Raw genomic sequence first — 20,856 nt, 5'->3', positions numbered from 1 at the left:
ACCGAGCTTATAACACTATCAGTCTTACTCATTCAAGTGCTAATCGACTTAGAGAGAACCCTTCCGGGCGTTACCCCATCATTTGATTCTTCGATATAATCCTTCAATTCCATAAGGAATTGCCTAGCCTTTACCGGAGTGATGTGACCATCATCCATTTAAACTAGAAACATTTCGCACAACAAACTGGCCCGTTTGTGGAGGACTGATCTATTGAAAGTCAATCAAATCTGTATAATAACTATAATATTTTTGATACAAAAACTATGCTTTTATTTCTTTGACTATCCAGAAGGTATGAAGTGGTAAACAGTCTGTCATCATTGGCTGCAGTTAACTATCGTAAAATACAAAATAAGAAACTTTGACAAACAATTTGCCACACAGTAAAAGGGCTACTCTACTTTGCCTAAGTCAGTGCAATTTCGGTAGTCCGCCACCACCATTGATTTAACTTGCAGTCAACAGAAAGCATTTTCGCTATGGCTCTTGCTCTATTCCATAAAAGAATAGTTCTATTAGTGGCTCTCTGTTTCGCAAATGATGGCTCAAAAGTATGCAATATTCATCAGATCGATAAACACATTTTTCCTTTGCACGTTTATACTTCTTTCAAAAACATTTAATAACAATAAAAATACTCTTGTTTTCAATATGTTTTATGAAAGATTAAACTCCTAAAAATATTACATCTCTTAGAATTGTTCAACCCAAAAAAACGACACCATTCCTCGTAAAGACGAAGAATAGCGTCGTTGATAACCTATGTATGGTGGAGCCAAGGGGGCTCGAACCCCTGACCTCTTGTCTGCCAGACAAACGCTCTCCCACTATGTTTAGTTGCACTGCCCCCAATGAATACAACTCTAATCGCAACACTATTGATTACGTTCTATTAATTACATAATCACCTAGCTCAAAATAATTAAATATCTACTGCTACAGTACATGACACAGGTCTATTTGGGTTGAAATGACAACTTACAGTTAATTATTTATAAATAATACCACCATTTGATCGATTTCTCTGGCTATCTTATGTTTTGAATTCATTATCTATTATATGTTCAATAAACCAATACATTATTTCTAGTAGATTTTTAAATTTCTTTTAACTCTTGACAGAAAGCGCCTTATTTTGTAATAAGGATTGTTACTGATTCTATCTGGCGAGACCTATATGATCTGCTGAAGAATGAAGTGCAATTTGCAAACATTTATTACATTAAGAAAAATAGAAGTATAATTAAGCCATTTTAAATTTAGGGGCAGCTATGTTTATAAATTGTTTTCAAGAAAAGCTTTAACAGAAAAAACTTCTATTTTAAAAAGCTGTTATGAAGAAAAATGAAATGTTTAGCTAAAAAAGATGGTGTATATGGTATGTCATTTTGAAGCCACGAAATAATCACACCTATTAAAGCTGATGAATTGTACCATACTATGATATCTTTTGGAATGCCTGCTTTTACAATAGAGGATTCCCCCATTTTTCCCTCTAGCATTAAGACAATTTTGTCGCTTAATAACGTATTTAACCGCTCTCGAAAGATTGGAACTACTTTTGATGCAAGAGTAATTTTATAAAAATCTGCGTCTTCAGATATGTGTACAAGTAATTTTTCTAACTTTTTTCCATTTTTTAATGGATTATCAAACACATGTTTAATGTCATCAATCATATCGTCTGCCATCTTTTCCTGCATGTCAGGAATGTCACTATAGTGTAAATAAAAAGTAACACGATTAATGGTTGCTCTTTCTGCCAACCGATTTACAGTAATTTTCTCTATATCCATTTCTTGAAGTAATTCAATAAAAGCATCTCTCAGTAGTTTACGAGTACGAATTTTACGTGGATCAGTTATAGAGTTTTGTCTGTTCACCTTAAATACCCCTTTCATTATCCGATTGAAAGCTACAATTATTAATTATCTGTCTAATATTTTATTGGTAAACGACATAAGTTCCTTGTTATGTAAACTAATTTACACTTTAGAGCTATGTGTAGGTTGTATAGACCGTTTATTGTAATGTAGGCTATTTAATATGATGTTGATTATACTACACATTGTAAATTAGTTCTACATACAGAAAGGAGAATTTGGTTTGAATAAAAATAAATCAACAGATGACCTGATTACAAAAAAGAACATTATTGTGTTTATTATGATTTTAGGAACTTTTCTTACTGCACTTAATCAAACGGTCATGAGTGTTGCTACTCCGGAATTAATGAAGGATCTTAATATTGAAGCATCAACTGCTCAGTGGCTAACCACAGGGTATATGCTGGTGAATGGTGTTTTAATTCCAATTACTGCCTTTTTAATTAAACGCTTTACTACCCGCCAACTATTTCAAAGTTCAATGATACTTTTTCTTGCCGGCACAATCGTTTCAGCAATAGCCTTCAATTTTCCAATCTTACTAATTGGGCGAGTGATTCAAGCAGCTGGCGCTGGAATTATTATTCCTTTGCTCTATAATGTAGTTTTAACACTCTATCCTCCAGCAAAGAGAGGAACTATCATGGGTATGGTGACGTTTGCGATTTTATTTGCACCAGCAATTGGCCCAACTCTAGCCGGCTATGTTCTAGATATCTCCTCTTGGAAAGTATTATTTTATGGGATGATTCCTTTTGTTGTGATTGTCATTGTTTGCGGTCATATTTATCTGCAGAACGTGTCGAAAACGGTGCGTGCAAAGGTGGACACTAAAAGTGTCATCATATCAACAATTGGTTTTTCAGGTTTATTATACGGTTTTAGTGTAGCAGGTAACAGTGGCTGGTTAAGTTTGGAGGTAATTGTTCCTCTTGTTGTAGGAGTCCTGAGTCTTGGTCTGTTTACATGGAGACAGTTAGTGTTGGAAAGTCCGCTTCTTGATCTACGGACCTTTAAATACAGTACGTTTACCTTGACTAATATAATAAATATAGGAATAACAATTATTATGTACGCAGATATGATACTGCTGCCACTCTATCTTCAGGATGCTCGAGGCTACTCTGCTATGGAGGCCGGTATATTAATGCTCCCTGGCGCACTTCTGATGGGCTTGTTAAGTCCTGTATCCGGAAAGCTCTATGACCGGTATGGAGCAAAATGGATTACTATAATTGGAATCATCATTACCATAGTTACAACAATTCCATTTACAGTATTGTCTGACTCAACGAATTATAATTATCTTCTCTTAATGTCTACTGGTCGACGAATCGGAATGGCTTTACTTATTACACCAATACAAACAGCTGGTTTAAATCAGATCCCATCTGCACTTAGTGCGCATGGCGTCGCGATATGGAATACAAGTAGACAAGTAGCTGGAGCGGTCGGGACTTCTCTACTTGTAACTGTCATGACTATCAGTACAAATGCAAACCTTCAGGATCAAATGTCTGTTGGAAAAACTAACGGTGAGATACCACAAAATATGTTAACGGCAGCTTCCATACAAGGAGTCAATGATGCTTATTTAGTGATTGTCATTATTGGAATCATTAGTTTAGTTCTTTCATTCTATATCAAAAGTGGATATATATATACAGACGAAATACAAAAAAGACAAATGGAAAGTTGAAAAGGTAATCAATAACAGATTCGTAAAAAACAATCTAGTTTGCAGCTCTATAAAACTTTTACTCATCGGTACGAACAGTTTATAAAAGAAACTTTAACCAATGATAAGAACTATTGAAACCTGTGTAAAAAATATATTTACACAGGTCACACGTAGACAAACTCGTATTCAAAGAGTTTGTCTACAGACTGAGAGGCATTCACAATCGAATGCCTTTTGTTTTTGATCAACTAATTATTGACAAGGAAATAAAATATTCATATATAATGATTAATTAGTGTGTTTCTAGTTAAAAATTCGAGAATTTGGAGTGGGTAAATTGTTAGATGAAAATGCTCTTATAGAAGATAATATTTTTGACAACCTTCCAATTTATAGATATCGTATTTTATTTTGGGTTGTTTTAGTATTTATTGCTGCTATCTTTTTGCAATTTTTAGAAGAAGTCATTTACGTTCAAACTGTGTTTTTCACAATGTTAATGATCCTCCATTTAACGCTACATAGCTTTTCAGGTAGCTTTAAAAACAATTATGCTTGGTTTTACTTTTTCCTACAATGTACTATCATATTTGTTTCAGCATTCATTATGCCACACGGGGCTCCTGCAGTGTTACTTGGTTTATTACCAATATTAATTGCTCAAAGTATCCATATATTCAATCACTCTCTCAAAGTAATTTTTGCTGTGGTGCTGTTATATTTACCTTATTCTTACGCAATTAGTGTAAATTATGGAATTCAAGAGCTGCCATTTTTTATTCCGATTTTATTTTTTATTATGGCTATCGCTGTGTTTTATTCAATTCTTTATGTGCGACAAGCAAATGCTTGGCGCCGGATGCAATATTATTTATATGAATTACAAATGGCAAATCAAAAAATTGAGGATCTAACAATTGTAAGTGAGAGAAAGCGTATCGCCAGAGATTTGCATGATACATTAGCACAGGGCCTTGCTGGACTTATTATGAGATTAGAAGCTATTGATATCCATCTTCAAAACGAAAATACTGATCGGGCAAAAGAAATTGTCCAAGAATCTATGAGTCAAGCAAGAGAAACGCTTCAGGATGCAAGGGAAGCAATAGATAATTTAAGATCCGATTCTGTTACTGAATTGAACTTTGTTCATGATGTAGAAAAGGAAATTTTAAAATTTACTGAAGCAATATCTATTGAGGTGAATAGATCTTTTGAGTCATTGCCACCATTATCAAGTCTCATTAAACAACATTGCATATACGTTATAGGTGAGTGTCTAATGAATATAGCTAAACATGCACAGGCAACTAATGTGAGCATTTCAATTTGTTGTAAAAAAGCGGAGTCAATAATTATTAAGATCGAAGACAACGGTGTGGGCCTCAATACAAGCAAAATAGGTAAGCAGGTTGGACATTACGGTTTGATAGGTCTGAATGAACGAGTTCGAATATTAAATGGTGAAATTGATATTAAAAGTGAAAAAGGAAAAGGAACAAGAGTATTTGTAAAAATTCCTCTTACTGGATCAAAGAAAAAAGATGAAAAATAATAAAAGTTTTGATTTGCCCAAACGTGCTTAAGGTTCATGGGCTTTTGTATGATTTATTTAAATTTCTTTACCTAATCTAATAGTACAAACGAACTTACTTTATTAGAGAGTGAAAGAAAATATATCTAGAGATTATGGTTAGCTAAGGTGGATTAGCAGGTGAAAATAGTGAGAAAGGTATGAGTTTCAATAAAATAGGTAGTATGAGAGTGATTCTTTTTCATAAATAGTTAATACCCGATCGTACAGTTGGTACATACCCAATTGTACGATTTTTTATATTGTTTAGTGCTATATAATGTGGATTAATAACAAAAGTGCTTTAAATGAGTTAGCACTTTTGGTAAAAGGGGGAGTTTAAAAGTATCTCATCGTGTTGATCCGATAACTACGAACAAGCAGGAAAAAACTAAATGCTTAACATTGAAGTAACCTTATTAAAAGAAAAGAGCTTGTATTGAGGTAAGTTTTTCTATTTCTCTTTAGGGAAAGTACAGGGTTTATTAGATTCTACTGAAATTAGAGGAGGTTTAAGATGCAGAATAATGAAGTAGTTGATATTACTATTATTGGAGGCGGACCAGTGGGGATGTTTGCAGCTTTTTATGCAGGGATGAGGCAAGCATCTGTAAAGATCATTGAAAATCTTCCACAGCTTGGCGGGCAGCTTTCAGCATTATATCCAGAAAAATACATTTACGATATTGCAGGATTTCCAAAAGTACGAGCTCAAGAACTCATAGACAATTTACAGGAACAAATGAACCTATTTAAAGAAAAAACGGAACTATGCTTTGGGCAATCAGTTCAGCAGATTGAAAAGGTTAATGGAGTATTTACCATTCACACTGAAACGGGAATGCATTTTTCAAAATCAATAATTATTACAGCAGGGAACGGTGCGTTTCAGTCAAGGAAATTACCTATTTAGATACCACAAAATCTGGATGATACGAACGTTCATTATTTTATTAATGATTTAGGTAAATTCTCCAATAGAAAAGTCGTTGTTTTTGGAGGTGGAGATTCAGCGGTTGATTGTTCCTTAATGCTAGAGCCGATTGCTGAAAAAGTTACACTCGTTCATCGACGTGATAAATTTCGTGCACACGAGCATAGTGTTGCTCTTCTTGAAATATCAAAGGTGGAGATTCTTACTCCTTATGTACCGGTTAGTTTAGAAGGACAGAGAGCTTTAGAAATAGTCATCCTTAAAGAAGCAAAAGGAGATACCGAAAAAGAGATTGAGGCAAACGATGTGCTCGTCAATTATGGATTTGTTTCGTCACTAGGACCTATCAAAGGATGGGATCTTAATATCGAGGGAAACTTGATTGTTGTGAACTCGAAGCAGGAAACAAATATTGAAGGAATCTACGCAGCATGTGATATTTGTACGTATGATGGAAAAATAAATCTCATTGCAACAGGTTTTGGAGAAGCTGCGACAGCGGTAAGTAACGCAAAGGTTTATATTGAACCATCAGCAAAAGTCCAACCATTGCACAGCACAAGCTTAATGGAAAAGAAGGACAAATCCCGTGTAAGAAAAAATATTTTTTACAGTGGAAAATGGGTGACCAATGTATGTGGTGAATCAAGAACATGCGTCGCGTGTGGAGTAGCAGCATTATTGAAAATACAAGTAGATTTTCACATCAAAACATTGACACCTTTATATAGGTAGGACATTTTGAGGATCCCTAGCACCAGAGCAAGGGTTATTAGGGGTACTAAGTGGAAAGAGCAGAGCCAATCCATTTTCAATATTCGCACAAACTAGAGAAATTGGATCAGTTGTACGATTGCCGTTTCCAATTGATTAACCCGTAAATATTGGGAGGTAAAAATGACTATAAAGTATACATTTGTAAATCAAAATACATGTATTGCCTGTGGTGCTTGTGGAGCAGCTGCACCCGCTATTTATGATTTTGATGATGAAGGAATCGCCTTTGTCAGGTTAGATGGTAACCAAGGTACATGCGAAGTATCTGAGGAACTGTGGGATGAGATGGATGATGCTTTTGAGGACTGTCCGACTGATTCCGTTAAAATATTAGATCGTCCCTTCACACAGAGAGAATAGTTATAAATAAATACCTTACAGTATAAAGAAGTAAAAGGGTGCAAATATTCTAGGAGGCTGACATAATGAATAAAGAAATAATAGATATGCAAGAAATCACAAAATTTCAATCTAAATCCGAAGAGTTTTGTCCAATGGATTGGTATAAGAAAATGCTAGTAAATGAACCAATATACTACAATAAAGAAACAGATACATGGAATGTTTTTAAATATAAAGATGTCAAACAGGTCTTAAGTAAACATGAATTCTTTTCAAGTGTAGGAAATAGATCAACAGTTGCTGTAGGCGCGAATAATAAAGAAGGACAGATCCCAGAAAAAGTAAATGTTGCTGGGAGCGATCCACCCAAACATCAAAAATCTCGTTCCCTATTGTCGGCAGCATTTACTCCTCGTAGCATAAAAAACTGGGAGCCTCGAATCCAGGAAATTGCCAATAAACTGGTGCATGACATGGAGGCAAACAGCACTGTTGATATTGTTCAGCAATTCTCAGGACTCTATCCAACCATGGTAATGGCTGACTTGATTGGAGTTCCTTCAACTGATAGTCTTAGGTATAAAAGATGGGTTGACGTTCTTTTTCAACCTTATACAAAAGGAAAAGAACAAGAAATTGATGAGAAAAAACAGAACGCTGCTCGAGAATATTTTGAATACCTGTATCCTCTTGTTATTCAAAAACACTCAAATCCTTCTGATGATATTATTTCGGATTTGATAAAAGTTGAGTTAGAAGGTGAAAGATTTACTGATGATGAGATTGTTCGAACAACTATGCTTTTACTAGGAGCTGGGATTGAAACAACTGGTCATATGATTTCAAGCATGTTTTATTCTCTATTGTATGATGATACAACCTTATACGAGCAATTAAGAAACGACCTGGAACTCGTTCCAAATGCTGTGGAAGAAATGCTTCGTTATCGATTCAATATATCTAAAAGAGAACGCTTCGTAAAACAGGACAATAATATTTTAGGTGTGGAACTGAAAAAAGGTGATGTAGTGATTGCGTGGATGAGTGCAGCAAATATGGATGAAGAAATGTTCGAAAATCCATTTGAATTAAATATACATCGACCAAATAATAAAAAACATTTAACTTTTGGTAATGGCCCACATTTTTGTCTAGGAGCGCCGCTTGCGAGGTTAGAATTGAATATTGCCTTAAAAACATTTTTACAAAATTTTTCACAAATAGAACCTGTTCAATCCTTTAACTTAGAAGAGAATCTAACTGAGTCTGCTCCAGGTCAGTCTTTAGTTCATTTACCTTTAAACGTGTACCAATAATAGATTTATTGTGAAAAATAATTTAAAGCATAATGATTTATTCTGCCCGAATATAGGGATCATATTCGGGTTATTTTTTTTCTTAATTAATAAAATAACTATTATTCCGCACGCTTAAAACAGTTGATTTGCCTCATTGGGCATAAGTATATTGCCCGAAAGTACGATATATAAATTAGCCATTCTTGATAGAATATTCATATACAAGATTCACATTTTAGAAAAACACCAAAAATCTAATCAACGGGGTGTCGTAAATGAAACTTAAAGACAAAATAGCGATTGTAACAGGAGCAGGCTCAGGAATGGGAAAAGCGATTGCGATAGTTTATGCCCAACACGGTGCTAAAGTAGTAGTTTCAGATATTAATGAAGATTCAGCAAATGCTACGGTGGAAGAAATTAAATCAAATGGTGGAGAAGCGGTAGCAGTTTTTGCTAACGTTGCAAATGAAAAGGATGTTCAAAATCTTATAGACAACTGTATTGAAACATTCAATACAGTTGACATTTTAGTTAATAATGCTGGTATTATGGATAATTTTATTCCTGCTGGCGAAATTGAGGATGAAATGTGGGAAAGAGTATTTGCTATTAATACTACAGGTGTCATGCGCACAACTAGAAAGGTATTACCTATCTTTTTAAAGAAGGAACAAGGTGTTATTGTTAATATTGCATCAAATGGCGGACTTCAGGGAGGACGTGCTGGTGCAGCATATACCGCCTCAAAACATGCGGTTCTTGGTTTCACAAAGAATACTGGATTTATGTATGCGAAAAGTGGAGTCCGATGTAATGCAATTGCACCAGGAAGTGTGGAAACAAATATAGCTGCTACATTAACGAATGTTAGTCAATTTGGTATGGAAAGATCTAGACCGGGGATGGCGACTAACCCACGTTTAGGACAACCAGAGGAAATTGCAAAGGTAGCTTTATTCTTAGCTTCTGATGACTCTAGTTTTGTTAATGCTACAACAGTTACAGTTGACGGTGGTTGGACAGCTTATTAATCAATACTTACACACTAAATAATCATTTACAGGATGAACATAAAGAATCAATCGAAAAAGGTAAAATTCTGGATTAAAGTGAACTCTTATAAAAAAGGTAATCTAAACGGTGACTTTTCTGAGATGATTTCTGTATATACAGTGTCATCTTTTTTTATACTATCAGATAGTTTTATTTAAGAAAAAAGTAAATCCTACACTCCAAAAGGAACAGGCAAATAAATCATGTTTTTCTATTTATTTGTATTCGTTTAAGTAACAGGTGAATAGATATCTTTAAAAGAAAGATATCTATTGATTACAATGACAAGGTTAACAATCATCCTACTTATAAGAATAGAATGATATTATGGTAATCTTAGTTTATGTAGGCACTATAGTATTGCAATTTTTAGAAGAAGTTCTAAATGCTCAAGCAAATATATTTACGGTATTAATGATCTTACACACAATATTATATAAATTCATGTACCAATTTAAACTTAAGTATTCATCCTTTTATTTTTTTCTACAATGTACGATCATTTTTATTTCTGCATTTATCATGCTTCATGGCTCACCGATTATTCTTATAGGATTATTACCAATCTTATATTCATTTTTTTGAAAACTCTTTTAAGGTTCTTTTAGCTATTATACTTTAATATTGACGGTACACCTTTGTTGTTTCAACATCCCGATTCTGTTTTTCATTATTGAGATTTCAGCCTTTTATTCAATCCTTTATGTTACAAGCGAATGCATGGGCTAACATGCAGTATTATATTAAAAAGTTAGAAGCAGCTAATCAAAAAATAGAGTAGCTCAAAATCGTAAACGAAAGAAAACAACTTGTGCGAGATTTACATGATACATTATATAATTGGAACGCAAAAGGGACTTACAAGTGACTTAAATATAGGAACTAGTGTAATGGTGAAAATTCCACTTGGTATGGAAGGTGAGAGGTTGAAAAAGAATATACTGATTGTTGATGACCATTTAGTTGTAAGGGAAGGGCTAAAGTTGATTTTAGAAACAAATGAATCCTTTAAAGTCATAGGTGAAGCTGGAAATGGTCAAGAAGCGATTGAGCTTCTCGAAAAAAATATTGTAGATGTTATTCTATTAGACTTAAATATGCCTGTTATGAGTGGACTAGAAACAATTCAACATCTTAATCAAGAACAGATTAACATTCCAGTCATAATCCTTACTACCTACAATGAAGATGAATTAATGTTAAAAGGCATCCAATTAGGTGCAAAAGGTTATTTATTAAAAGATACGAGTAGAGATGATTTATTTCGTACAATCGAATCTGCACTAAGAGGAGATACTCTGCTTAAGCCAGAAATCCTGATGAAAATTTTAAATATAAAAGAAAAAAGTGAGAAAAAGGATGATAATGATAAGTATAAGCAGTCAATTTTAACGGAAAAAGAATTATTTATCATACTAGCTGTATCGAAAGGCTACCGAAATAAAGAAATTGCATTTGATATGGGAATTGCTGAACGTACGGTTAAGGCACATTTAACGATCATCTATAATAAATTGAATGTTGATTCAAGATCTGAGGCTGTTTCTGTTTCGTTTAAGCAGGGTTATATTTCCTTATAACTGTATCACTTTGAGTTTCTGATTCATTACAAGTCGTTTGGCTAGGCTTATATTGGGCAACGGTATACTTTGAAACAAGCCCCTGTTCTGTCATTATACGGCCAATTCTACGTCGGGAAACCGTCCAACCAAGTTTTTCAAGCTTCTTTCTTGATCTTTCTCTGACCGTATATATTTCGGCTACTTTTAAAGTGCCCCTTATTGTTTGAATGGTGTTGAATGTTCGATTTTTATTTACATTTCTTCTCTATGATATATTCTTTATTAGCATCCAAGTAGTAATCTATTTTATTCTGAGGAATTATTATTCTCACACTTAATTATTATAAAAAAAATACAAGTTAATCTACAACAAGCAGATACTATACCGTTCATGAGAAATAAAGTGTCATTTTTATATTTATGTAAAGGGGAAAAACCTATTGTCTGAAACTAACCATTACACTAACATTTGGCAATTTATAATCTTTATTCTCCGCCAAAATTATCATGATCTCCTGAATAGAAGACCATTCCAATCTTAATTATTTTCCTTGTGATTGTTCAAGATTGTCTGTTGCCTCTTCCTTTGCTCTTTTATAAATTACATGGAACTAGAATTGATAAAATTCCTTCATTACTATAAACTTTGTTAACATTCAACTCAAAAAAGTTAGTAATATGCTGTCTTCGTATGAGTAAAAAATATAAACACGAAAAAAACGACTCTACTCCTCGTTTAGACGAGAAATAAAGTCGTTGATAACATATGTATGGTGGAGCCAAGGGGGCTCGAACCCCTGACCTCTTGTCTGCCAGACAAACGCTCTCCCAGCTGAGCTATGGCCCCAAAATGAAAGTCATATAAATGTGACTCACAATTTTAAATTATAATGTTTTTCCAGCCAATAATCAACCCTTTTATTTTTATTCGAAAATAATAAATAAAATATACCAGGCGAAACCTGCGATAATTGAAGCTATGAGACCTGATAAAACATTTTCTTTCAAAACTTTTTTGTGTTTGATGGCATCAAAAACAACCCAACCTCCAAACATCGTAATCGTAAAAATAATTGCTTGGAACATGACGGTCCCTCCTCACTTTTACTATCGTACCAAAATGGTGAATGTTTTGCATTACATTTAGTCAATAATGTAAGAAGAGAAACAGATAAAGGAGAAAAATGATGTTTCGAGAAACGTTACTCATGAAGTTTTACACGAATAGATTGTTGCTTCTAAAAGTTGTCGCCGCTTTGCTAATGTTTGTATGGGCGATAGGTTTAATCATGCATAGCATTGAGCCAGAAGAATTTCCAATGATTTTTGATGGTGTATGGTGGGCGATCGTGACAATTTCCACTGTAGGTTACGGTGATTTTGTTCCTGAAAGTGTTTTTGGAAGAATGATTGGAATTTCTTTAATCCTAGTAGGGATTGCTATTTTTTCATTTTTTGTGACCAATCTGGCTACCTCTACTATTTTAATTAAAGAGCAAAATGAAAGAGGGCTTGGCATGTATAAAAAAAATAATCATCTCCTTGTGATTGGCTGGAATGAGCGCAGTCGTCTACTCTTAGAGGAAACGCATGAACTCAATCCTTCACAAGAGCTTGTTCTTATAGACGAAACACTTCAGGTTTTACCGAAAAACTATTCCTTTGTTCGTTATATTAGAGGGAATCCCGGACAGGATGAAACGCATCTACGTGCCAACACAAAACAAGCAAAAACTGTCGTCATTACCGCAAACCTCCATATTGAGGAGCGTCAGGGTGACGCAAATACCATTTTAACGTTAATAACGTGTAAGGGGATAAATCCTGAGCTTTACGCCATAGTAGAGCTCGTCACAGAAGCTCAAGTCACGAATGCTAAACGAGCCGGTGCGGATGAAATTATTAAAGCTTCTCAGCATGTTAGTTTATTGCTTATGAACGGTACACTATTCCACGGAATAACAGATGTGATTTCAAAAATGTTGGACCATGATCAGATGGATCATTTGGGGATTGCCCGGTTATCGGAGGAATTGGTAGGAAAAACGTTTGAAAAGGCGATCGAAACCCAAGAAGATAAGGATCAATTTTTGTTAGGTATTCGCAGGGAGGGGGAAAATACACTTCACCCCCCTAAACATTTTATCTTAAAAAGAAAAGATGAGATAATTTATGTGAAAAGATAGCTTCAATTTAATGAAGCAATCAGCTCTTCACTATTATTCTTCGGATTATTTACCTGCGTACTTACTTCATAGGCGCTCATTTTATGTTCATAGGGAAGCAAGATTCCTTTCAATAATTGATGATCTTGAATGGAGGGATCTAACCAAGCATCCCGATTTCCTTCCCCTAAAATAACAGGCATCCGATCATGGATTTGCCCCATAAACGAATTCGGTTTGGTTGTAATAATTGTACAAGATACAATTTCTTCATCCTCAGATTGCCATCGATCCCATAATCCCGCAAATGTAATCAGGTTGTTTTCAGTTGTTACTCGAAAAGGTTTTTTTACATCCCCTTCTCTTTTCCATTCATAAAAACTATCAGCAATGATTAAACATCTTCGGCGGGTCAGTAATCGTTTGAATGCCGGTTTTTCATCAAGGCTTTCTCCACGAGCATTAATCATTTTAAAACCTATTTTTTTATCTTTTGCCCAAGATGGCACAAGCCCCCACTTTAGAAATCCTGCTTTCATGCCATCTTTACCGGCAACCAAACTCAATACATCTTGTGATGGGGCAACATTAAAACTTCCTTCGATCTCTGGAAAAACAATACCAAATTCTGCTTCTAATTGTTCTTTACTGGCTGTCAACGTAAAACGTCCACACATACAATCATCACCTCAATTTTAATGGATGGCTTTTATTGACTCTTTTTCTAGTATGTATCATTTTAACATACCCAACACTCTCAGGACCGGAGAAAAATAGCTTTCCCCAGCCTGAGGTATCAGTTTTACCAGCTACTTTGCTTCTTCATCTACAGGAGTTTTAGGTTCCGACCTTTTTCCAAATAATAAGTCATTCCACGGATCTCTATATACCGGTTTTTCATCTGTCTTTTCTTCGACAGGCCCTGCTTTTACATCTTCTTTTGCCTCAGAAGTATTCTCATTTATTGATTCTTTTTTCAAATAGGGAGCAGATTCCTTTTTGTTAGCCACTTTTTTCACCTCTTTCGTACACTTCACTAAAAATTAGAAGGACATTTCAGTTACATTATATTCATAGAAATGAAAAAGTGATTCCCCACTTTAAAAATGTTATTCTCTATTGAATTTTCAAATACAATTTTTTATCTTCATTTAACACGATTAGCCTTATGGTTAAACAGGAACAATTTTATTATTTTTTATTAGTTTTTTTCAGTAGCCCAATCAAAATCTTATTTACTGCCATAGGATGCAAGTGTAAGTGAAATACAAAAATATTAAATAAAGGAGAGGTTTTCATGAGTGCAGGATATGCAGGCGGAGGCTTTGCTTTAATCGTTGTATTGTTCATTTTATTAATTATCGTAGGTGCATCTTGGTACGGTGGCGGAGCATACTAATTCTTTAAATAGCATAAAGATTAAACATGAACTTCTGCCGATAAAGTAAGAAGGGAATTCCCTTCTTACTGCGGCATGAAGAAAGTTGTTATTTATACTTTCATACCTTTTAAGAAGCCTTCACGAGATATGTGAAGGCTTTTCATATTATTTACTGATTACTTTTTATTTACGTGGTGAAATATGAACACCGTTTATCAACACTTCTTCAAGTTCGCGTACATATTCCTTTCCCGTATTCACCCATTCTTGCGGGAATTCTGCATCAGAGTCTTCTGGTTCAGAAAATTGATTGAGAAGTGGGTTCGGATCATGAACATCCTCATCAAGTCCATCTTCGTATTTATGGGCTAGAAGAAATGGACGTTCGATTGTTACATTTACTCCTTTCATATCTAACTCTTCTCCCTCAACTGGTCGGAACGGTACTCTTACAAAAAGGTAAGATCCATCACTCTCCATTTCATAATCAAAATGGCCGTGATCGTATTCCCATCCTCCTCCAATCACATATCCTAACGGCTTTAATTTATTTTCTAGATCCATAAGCTTATATGTTTGGTCCTCTAACGCTGATTTTATTTCAATCATTGGTCATGCCTCCTTCATTGGACTTATAAAACTGTTCCACAAGTTCTCTTTTAACTAGTGTTCCCATCGAGGTGGACATATGCAATTTAAATTGCGAAGAATCAATTGTAAAATAATGGGGGGTCTGACCCCTTTTCACGAATTAAAAAACCCGTCTTCTCGTGAAAGAAAGACGGGCTGGTATACCTTTTAGTTTTCATCTAAACGTTTTTCTAGTTCTGCTTTCTCTTTTTCAAATCCTGGTTTACCAAGAAGTGCAAACATATTCTTTTTGTATGCTTCTACACCTGGTTGATCGAATGGATTTACTCCTAACAAATAACCGCTTAATGCGCATGCTTTTTCAAAGAAATAGATCAGGTGGCCAAAATTGTATTCGTTAATCTCAGAAATGTTTACAATCAAGTTTGGTACTCCACCGTCTAAATGAGCGAGAAGTGTTCCTTCATAGGCTTTATCATTCACGAAGCTCATTGTCTTTCCAGCTAAATAGTTCAAGCCGTCTAAATCACTGTCAGCCTCTTCAATCATAATTTCTTCTTTTGTAGAACCAACGTGTAAAACAGTCTCAAAGATATCGCGACGTCCGTCTTGAACATACTGTCCAAGGGAATGAAGATCCGTGGAGAAGTCTGCTGCTGCCGGGAAAATTCCTTTTTGGTCCTTCCCTTCACTTTCTCCAAACAATTGTTTCCACCATTCACTGACATAGTGAAGCGAAGGCTCGTAATTGACCATAAGTTCCACTGTTTTCCCTTTGTTGTATAGAGCATTTCTTACTGCTGCATACTGATAGGCCTCATTTGACTTCAAATCAGGGCTGCTGTATTCTTTGCGAGCTGCTGCTGCCCCATTCATCATGGCTTCAATGTCTAAACCTGCTGCGGCGATCGGTAAAAGACCAACCGCTGTAAAAATAGAGAAACGACCCCCAACATCATCAGGAATAACAAACGTTTCAAAACCTTCTTCTGTCGCTAGTTGCTTTAATGCCCCTTTTTCCTTGTCTGTTGTCGCGTAAATACGTTTGCGAGCTTCTTCTACACCGTATTTTTTCTCGACATAGTCGCGGAAAATTCTAAAAGCGATCGCGGGTTCAGTCGTTGTACCTGACTTGGAGATAACATTAATCGATACGTCTTTTCCTTCGATTACTTCAAGTAAATGACGAACATATGTTGAACTGATATTATTTCCTACATAAAAAATTTGTGGCGTTTTTCTTGCGCCTTTTTTAAGTTCATTATAAAAAGTATGTGTGAGTGCATCAATCGCGGCTCGAGATCCTAAATATGAACCACCAATACCGATTACTAAAAGAACGTCTGAGTCCGATTTGATTTTCTCTGCTGATTTTTGAATGCGTGCAAATTCTTCTTTATCATAATCTACAGGTAAATCAATCCATCCTAAAAATTCGTTCCCTGCACCTGTTCCTTGGTGAAGTGCTTCATGCGCGGATTTCACTGCATCTTGCATATAATCCACTTCGTGTTCAGCTAAAAATGATGCTGCTTTTGAATAATCAAAGTGTAACGTTTTTGTCATAGGACATTCTCCTCCATTTAATTACTGCTTTCATTCTCACTTTATTAAAACAAGCTTAAATAAGCAAGTAAACTTTTCATATTTTTACCTATTATACAAAAGCGTACAGCAGTAGCACCTACACAAAGAACGTAGGTGCTACTGGATTAAAGGTTTATATTTGTTATAGAGATGCCCTTAAAATAGACAACACATCTTCTTTGTTTAACTTATTAAAATTACCGAACTCGCCATTAATCATTGCTTTGTCAGCGATTTTATCTAACTGACTGTCATCAATGTCATAATCGGCCAAGTGGCTAGGTGCACCTAAAGAAGTCCAGAACTCTTCAAGTTTTTGAATGGATAGTTCCGCTAATTCCTGATCACTTTTCCCTTCAGGGTCAATACCCCAAACGCGAGTAGCCAGATTTATCAGCTTTTGCTCTCCCAGCTTCTGATGATGCTTCATCCACTGCGGGAAGAGAATTGCCAGGCCACCTGCATGGGGAATATCATACACAGCAGATACCGCGTGCTCAATGTTGTGAGAAGCCCAATCTCCGCGTGTCCCCATTTGCAGTGTGCCATTTAGCGCAATCGTACCTGAGTAAAGAACTGTTTCGCGAAGTTCAGTGTTTTCCAAGTCTTTTACGAGCTTTGGACCCGCTTCAATCACTGTATGCAACACCGCTTCACACAATCTCTCTTGTAATGGTGTATTTGTTTCTTGGTGAAAATATTGTTCTAATACATGCGTCATCATATCAACGATTCCGTAAATCGTATGATCCTTTGGAACCGATATCGTGTTTTGTGGATCAAGAATTGAAAATTTAGGGAAAACAAGTGGACTTCCCCAGCCGTATTTCTCCTGGGTCTCCCAATTCGTAATCACAGAACCAGCATTCATTTCTGAACCTGTCGCTGCTAATGTTAAGATAGTTCCAAATGGCACAGCGTCTTTGGGTGTTTCTTTCTTTGTCACTAAGTCCCAAACATCTCCATCATATTTTGCTCCCGCAGCAATTGCTTTCGTGCAGTCGATCACACTTCCGCCACCAACAGCTAAAATAACGTCAATGTTTTCTTTTTTACAAATATCTACTCCACGGTGAACAGAAGACAATCGCGGATTCGGTTCAACACCAGAAAGTTCACTCACTTCAAAATTATTTTTTGTTAATAATGATGTAACCTCTTCATGAAGACCATTTTTCTTAATGCTACCTCCTCCATAAACGAGAAGTACTTTATTACCGTATGGTTTTAGTTGGTTAACGAGTTGTTCTTGCACTTGTCCTTTTCCAAAAATCAAGCGAGTTGGATTTTGATAAACAAATGAATTCATCTTTAAAACGCTCCTTTTAATACTATTTAAATGAACCGGAAGTTTTTTCTCCTATCCAGCTTTAGTACTCACACGAAAACATGATTGCACATTTCATATTATCTCTTAGATATTCCCTAAATAGCAAAGAATACGTTTCTTCTTTATGATTTTTAATAAAATATGCTTTGCGTTTTTCTTAGATATGAATAATTCAGCGTTACTTAAAGCACTCTATAAAAAGAAGCTCACTTGCTTCGAGTTAGTAAATAATTTACCCCTTATAAGGAGGTGAGGAACGCATGAACGGAATCCAACGAACAGCGCTTGTTTTAACGATCATTGGTGCAGTAAACTGGGGCTTAATCGGATTTTTCAGATTTGACCTTGTCGCTGCTATGTTTGGCGGACAGGCTGCTGGATTTTCACGTTTCATTTATGCCCTCGTAGGACTGGCAGGATTGTATTGTATCTCTATTTTATTTAAACCAGATGCAGAGGTAGAAAGAAGTCCCGAACCGCAAGGCAGATAGTTGTTTCTGTCTACTTGGAGATTATGTAAATGAACCATTCGAATGTTTGCATTTTAGTCTATCCATTCATCTGACTAGTTTGAACAGAAGAATGAGAAAGAAAAAAGAGGTAGCCCATTATGAGCTGCCTCTTTATCGTTCAAAGAAAAATAATTATTTTTTGATGCGTTTGTTGAGATCTGCTTGAATCTCATTTGACTGCTTTAACCAGTCTTTAAGCTTGTCTTCAAGAGTGTTGAACCCTTGTGGTTGGCTTTGCTGACTGCTACCGCCGCGTTTGTTGCCTCCGCCCCCACGTGGAGCTCCGCCACCCTGTGGACGAGGACGCTCAGTGCGTTCAGGTTTAGGTTGAGTTTCTTTAATAGATAAAGAAATCTTACCAGATTCCTCATCAATAGAAAGCACCTTAACTTTCACTTCGTCTCCTACAGTAAGTTGCTCATTGATATCTTTAACATATCCATGAGCTATATGAGAGATGTGAACAAGACCTTGTTTTTTTTCATCTAACGCAACAAAGGCACCGAATGGTTTGATCCCTGTTACTTTTCCTTCAACGATACTTCCTACTTCATACTGACCTGACATGAAAACAACTCCTAATTATTTATTAACTGTGTAATTATAACATAGGAATACGATGATGACAAAAATTTTATTTATTTTCTCATTCATTTTTTTCCTTGACACGCACTTGCGTTCACTTTATAGTGAATAACGCCCTTATATATAGGGAAAAAATAAGAATGTTTTTCTTATGCAGGAGGAATCAGTATGTCAAAAAACACGGAACAATGGTCTTCGAAACTAGGATTTATATTAGCTGCAGCAGGATCTGCTATCGGTTTAGGGGCTATTTGGAAGCTTCCTTATGTGGCAGGAACGAGCGGTGGTGGAGCTTTTTTCCTCATCTTTTTATTATTTACCGTACTTCTAGGGCTTCCTTTACTATTAGCGGAGTTCACCATTGGTCGTCATACCCAAAAAGAGGCCGTTACTGCTTACCGTACCATTGCACCTCATACGAAGTGGCACTGGATTGGAAGGTTAGGTATCGTTACCTCATTTCTACTTCTTTCCTTTTATAGTGTAGTCGGTGGCTGGATTCTTATCTATTTGTTTCGAGCCTTCACTTTAAATATTCACGGAATGACTCCAGATCAATTCGGAGGTATGTTTCAAGAAACGATTGCAAACCCTGCTTTAGCTATTTTTGCACATTTTATTTTTATGCTCTTAACAATTTTAGTAATACAGATGGGAGTTTCAAAAGGCATTGAACGATCTTCCAAAATAATGATGCCTGCTTTATTCCTATTATTTATCGTCATTGTTGTACGATCGCTTACACTTGATGGAGCAATGGAAGGTGTGCGTTTTTTCTTGCTACCTGACTTTTCTTCAGTTACTGGCGAAACCGTATTATTCGCTTTAGGACAAGCTTTCTTTTCACTAAGTTTAGGGGTCTCAATCATGGTTACCTACAGTTCCTATTTAAAATCCAAAGAAAGCTTACCAAAGTCAGCGACATCAATCGTAGCCTTGACAATTTTTATATCAATATTAGCTGGGCTTGCAATTTTCCCTGCTGTATTTGCTTTTGGGTTAGAGCCTACAGAAGGACCTCCACTAATTTTCATTGTTTTGCCGGCGGTTTTTTCTAGTATTCCATTCGGAAGTGTATTCTTCATTTTATTTATGGCACTGCTTCTTTTCGCTACATTAACTTCCGCCTTTTCGTTATTAGAAATAATCGTAGCATCAATCACAAAAGGCGATGAAACGAAACGGAAAAAGGCTGCATGGATTGCTGGTTTACTCATTTTTATTATGGGTGTTCCATCCGCTTTATCTTACGGAATCCTGGCAGACACTTTGTTTTTCGGATTGACCTTCTTTGATTTTCTAGATTACCTTGTTAGTAATATCCTTCTTCCTTTAGGAGCTCTGTTAATTGCTATATTCGTACCTCTGAAAATAAAAAAGACGACCCTATTCGAGGAACTTTCGAAAGGATCTTCCATAAAAAAAGTTTGGTTCAATATTTGGTATGTATTACTAAGATACATAGCACCCGTCGCAATTATCATCGCATTTTTTCATGTAATTGGATTTTGGGATTATCTAAATCGTGTTTTATTTCGTATATTTTAATAGCAATGGTTCATACTAAGGGCTGTATACAACCTAGTATTCCCC

General features: G+C 35.7%; 18 protein-coding genes, 1 tRNA gene and 2 pseudogenes. 11 read left to right on the top strand and 10 right to left on the bottom strand.

The features are described 5' to 3' along the window. Window positions 1–1,319 precede the first annotated feature (1,319 nt). On the bottom strand, window positions 1,320–1,886 hold the full coding sequence (locus tag CEF18_RS23675) for a TetR/AcrR family transcriptional regulator (RefSeq protein ID WP_223292465.1): 567 nt from the start codon (window positions 1,884–1,886) through the stop codon (window positions 1,320–1,322). A gap of 283 nt (window positions 1,887–2,169) precedes the next feature. On the opposite strand from CEF18_RS23675, the gene CEF18_RS23670 reads away from it, so the two are divergent. From CEF18_RS23670 to CEF18_RS23640, 7 genes and pseudogenes are all read left to right on the top strand, one after another. Beyond that, entirely contained in the window at window positions 2,170–3,588 is a 1,419-nt protein-coding gene (locus CEF18_RS23670; protein WP_110939240.1) for an MDR family MFS transporter, read from the top strand. A 319-nt stretch (window positions 3,589–3,907) separates the two neighbouring features. After that, window positions 3,908–5,125, top strand: coding sequence for a sensor histidine kinase (locus CEF18_RS23665; RefSeq protein WP_110938976.1), 1,218 nt, complete (start codon window positions 3,908–3,910; stop codon window positions 5,123–5,125). A gap of 535 nt (window positions 5,126–5,660) precedes the next feature. Next, a pseudogene (locus CEF18_RS23660) lies at window positions 5,661–6,656 on the top strand (NAD(P)/FAD-dependent oxidoreductase); the annotation flags it as partial. A 318-nt stretch (window positions 6,657–6,974) separates the two neighbouring features. Further along, a complete protein-coding gene (locus CEF18_RS23655; protein ID WP_110938975.1) occupies window positions 6,975–7,214 on the top strand; it encodes a 4Fe-4S domain-containing protein in 240 nt (79 codons plus the stop codon). Between the two features lie 65 nt (window positions 7,215–7,279). Continuing rightward, window positions 7,280–8,512, top strand: coding sequence for a cytochrome P450 (locus tag CEF18_RS23650; RefSeq protein ID WP_110938974.1), 1,233 nt, complete (start codon window positions 7,280–7,282; stop codon window positions 8,510–8,512). Window positions 8,513–8,769: 257 nt separating this feature from the next. Next, on the top strand, window positions 8,770–9,528 hold the full coding sequence (locus CEF18_RS23645; protein ID WP_110938973.1) for an SDR family oxidoreductase: 759 nt from the start codon (window positions 8,770–8,772) through the stop codon (window positions 9,526–9,528). A gap of 948 nt (window positions 9,529–10,476) precedes the next feature. Next, window positions 10,477–11,130, top strand: a complete 654-nt coding sequence (locus CEF18_RS23640) for a response regulator transcription factor (protein WP_110939239.1) — start codon at window positions 10,477–10,479, stop codon at window positions 11,128–11,130. Here CEF18_RS23640 and CEF18_RS23635 read toward each other — a convergent pair. The 3 genes and pseudogenes from CEF18_RS23635 to CEF18_RS26200 form a co-directional block, all read right to left on the bottom strand. After that, window positions 11,114–11,321 (bottom strand): annotated as a pseudogene (locus tag CEF18_RS23635) (IS3 family transposase); the annotation flags it as partial. The gene CEF18_RS23640 and the pseudogene CEF18_RS23635 overlap by 17 nt on opposite strands. A 562-nt stretch (window positions 11,322–11,883) precedes the next feature. After that, window positions 11,884–11,959: transfer RNA gene (locus CEF18_RS23630), tRNA-Ala, on the bottom strand. 77 nt (window positions 11,960–12,036) lie between these two features. Next, window positions 12,037–12,198 carry a hypothetical protein gene (locus CEF18_RS26200; RefSeq protein WP_183041234.1) on the bottom strand — a complete coding sequence of 54 codons (162 nt, stop codon included), beginning with the start codon at window positions 12,196–12,198 and terminating at the stop codon, window positions 12,037–12,039. 101 nt (window positions 12,199–12,299) lie between these two features. On the opposite strand from CEF18_RS26200, the gene CEF18_RS23625 reads away from it, so the two are divergent. Then, window positions 12,300–13,298 (top strand): potassium channel family protein, encoded by a 999-nt coding sequence (locus CEF18_RS23625; protein WP_183041235.1) that lies wholly within the window; start codon window positions 12,300–12,302, stop codon window positions 13,296–13,298. 2 nt (window positions 13,299–13,300) lie between these two features. On the opposite strand, the gene CEF18_RS23620 is transcribed toward CEF18_RS23625, so the two are convergent. Together CEF18_RS23620 and CEF18_RS23615 are read right to left on the bottom strand one after the other, a co-directional pair. Beyond that, entirely contained in the window at window positions 13,301–13,954 is a 654-nt protein-coding gene (locus tag CEF18_RS23620; RefSeq protein WP_110938971.1) for an SOS response-associated peptidase, read from the bottom strand. Between the two features lie 132 nt (window positions 13,955–14,086). Next, entirely contained in the window at window positions 14,087–14,287 is a 201-nt protein-coding gene (locus CEF18_RS23615; RefSeq protein ID WP_110938970.1) for a hypothetical protein, read from the bottom strand. A 287-nt stretch (window positions 14,288–14,574) separates the two neighbouring features. Here CEF18_RS23615 and CEF18_RS23610 point away from each other — a divergent pair, with 287 nt between their 5' ends. Continuing rightward, window positions 14,575–14,676, top strand: coding sequence for a YjcZ family sporulation protein (locus tag CEF18_RS23610; RefSeq protein WP_110938969.1), 102 nt, complete (start codon window positions 14,575–14,577; stop codon window positions 14,674–14,676). A gap of 165 nt (window positions 14,677–14,841) precedes the next feature. Here the strand turns inward: CEF18_RS23610 and CEF18_RS23605 are convergent, their stop codons facing one another. From CEF18_RS23605 to CEF18_RS23595, 3 genes are all read right to left on the bottom strand, one after another. Next, complete coding sequence (locus CEF18_RS23605; RefSeq protein ID WP_110938968.1) at window positions 14,842–15,267, bottom strand: YugN family protein; 426 nt, start codon at window positions 15,265–15,267, stop codon at window positions 14,842–14,844. A gap of 189 nt (window positions 15,268–15,456) precedes the next feature. Continuing rightward, entirely contained in the window at window positions 15,457–16,815 is a 1,359-nt protein-coding gene (locus CEF18_RS23600; protein WP_110938967.1) for a glucose-6-phosphate isomerase, read from the bottom strand. Window positions 16,816–16,978: 163 nt separating this feature from the next. Beyond that, on the bottom strand, window positions 16,979–18,145 hold the full coding sequence (locus CEF18_RS23595; RefSeq protein ID WP_110938966.1) for an iron-containing alcohol dehydrogenase: 1,167 nt from the start codon (window positions 18,143–18,145) through the stop codon (window positions 16,979–16,981). A gap of 281 nt (window positions 18,146–18,426) precedes the next feature. Here CEF18_RS23595 and CEF18_RS23590 point away from each other — a divergent pair, with 281 nt between their 5' ends. Continuing rightward, window positions 18,427–18,657, top strand: a complete 231-nt coding sequence (locus tag CEF18_RS23590) for a DUF378 domain-containing protein (RefSeq protein WP_110938965.1) — start codon at window positions 18,427–18,429, stop codon at window positions 18,655–18,657. A gap of 153 nt (window positions 18,658–18,810) precedes the next feature. On the opposite strand, the gene yugI is transcribed toward CEF18_RS23590, so the two are convergent. Continuing rightward, the gene (gene yugI, locus CEF18_RS23585) at window positions 18,811–19,245 is read right to left on the bottom strand and encodes a S1 domain-containing post-transcriptional regulator GSP13 (protein WP_110938964.1); all 435 of its coding nucleotides are present in this window, start codon (window positions 19,243–19,245) and stop codon (window positions 18,811–18,813) included. 186 nt (window positions 19,246–19,431) lie between these two features. On the opposite strand from yugI, the gene CEF18_RS23580 reads away from it, so the two are divergent. Further along, entirely contained in the window at window positions 19,432–20,811 is a 1,380-nt protein-coding gene (locus CEF18_RS23580; RefSeq protein ID WP_110938963.1) for a sodium-dependent transporter, read from the top strand. Window positions 20,812–20,856: the final 45 nt, after the last annotated feature.

This window comes from Salipaludibacillus neizhouensis (genome assembly GCF_002886185.1).
Taxonomy (GTDB): Bacteria; Bacillota; Bacilli; order Bacillales; family Salisediminibacteriaceae; genus Salipaludibacillus; species Salipaludibacillus neizhouensis.
The sequence above is the reverse complement of the archived record's forward strand: the minus strand, read 5'-3'. Positions and strand labels throughout refer to the sequence as shown.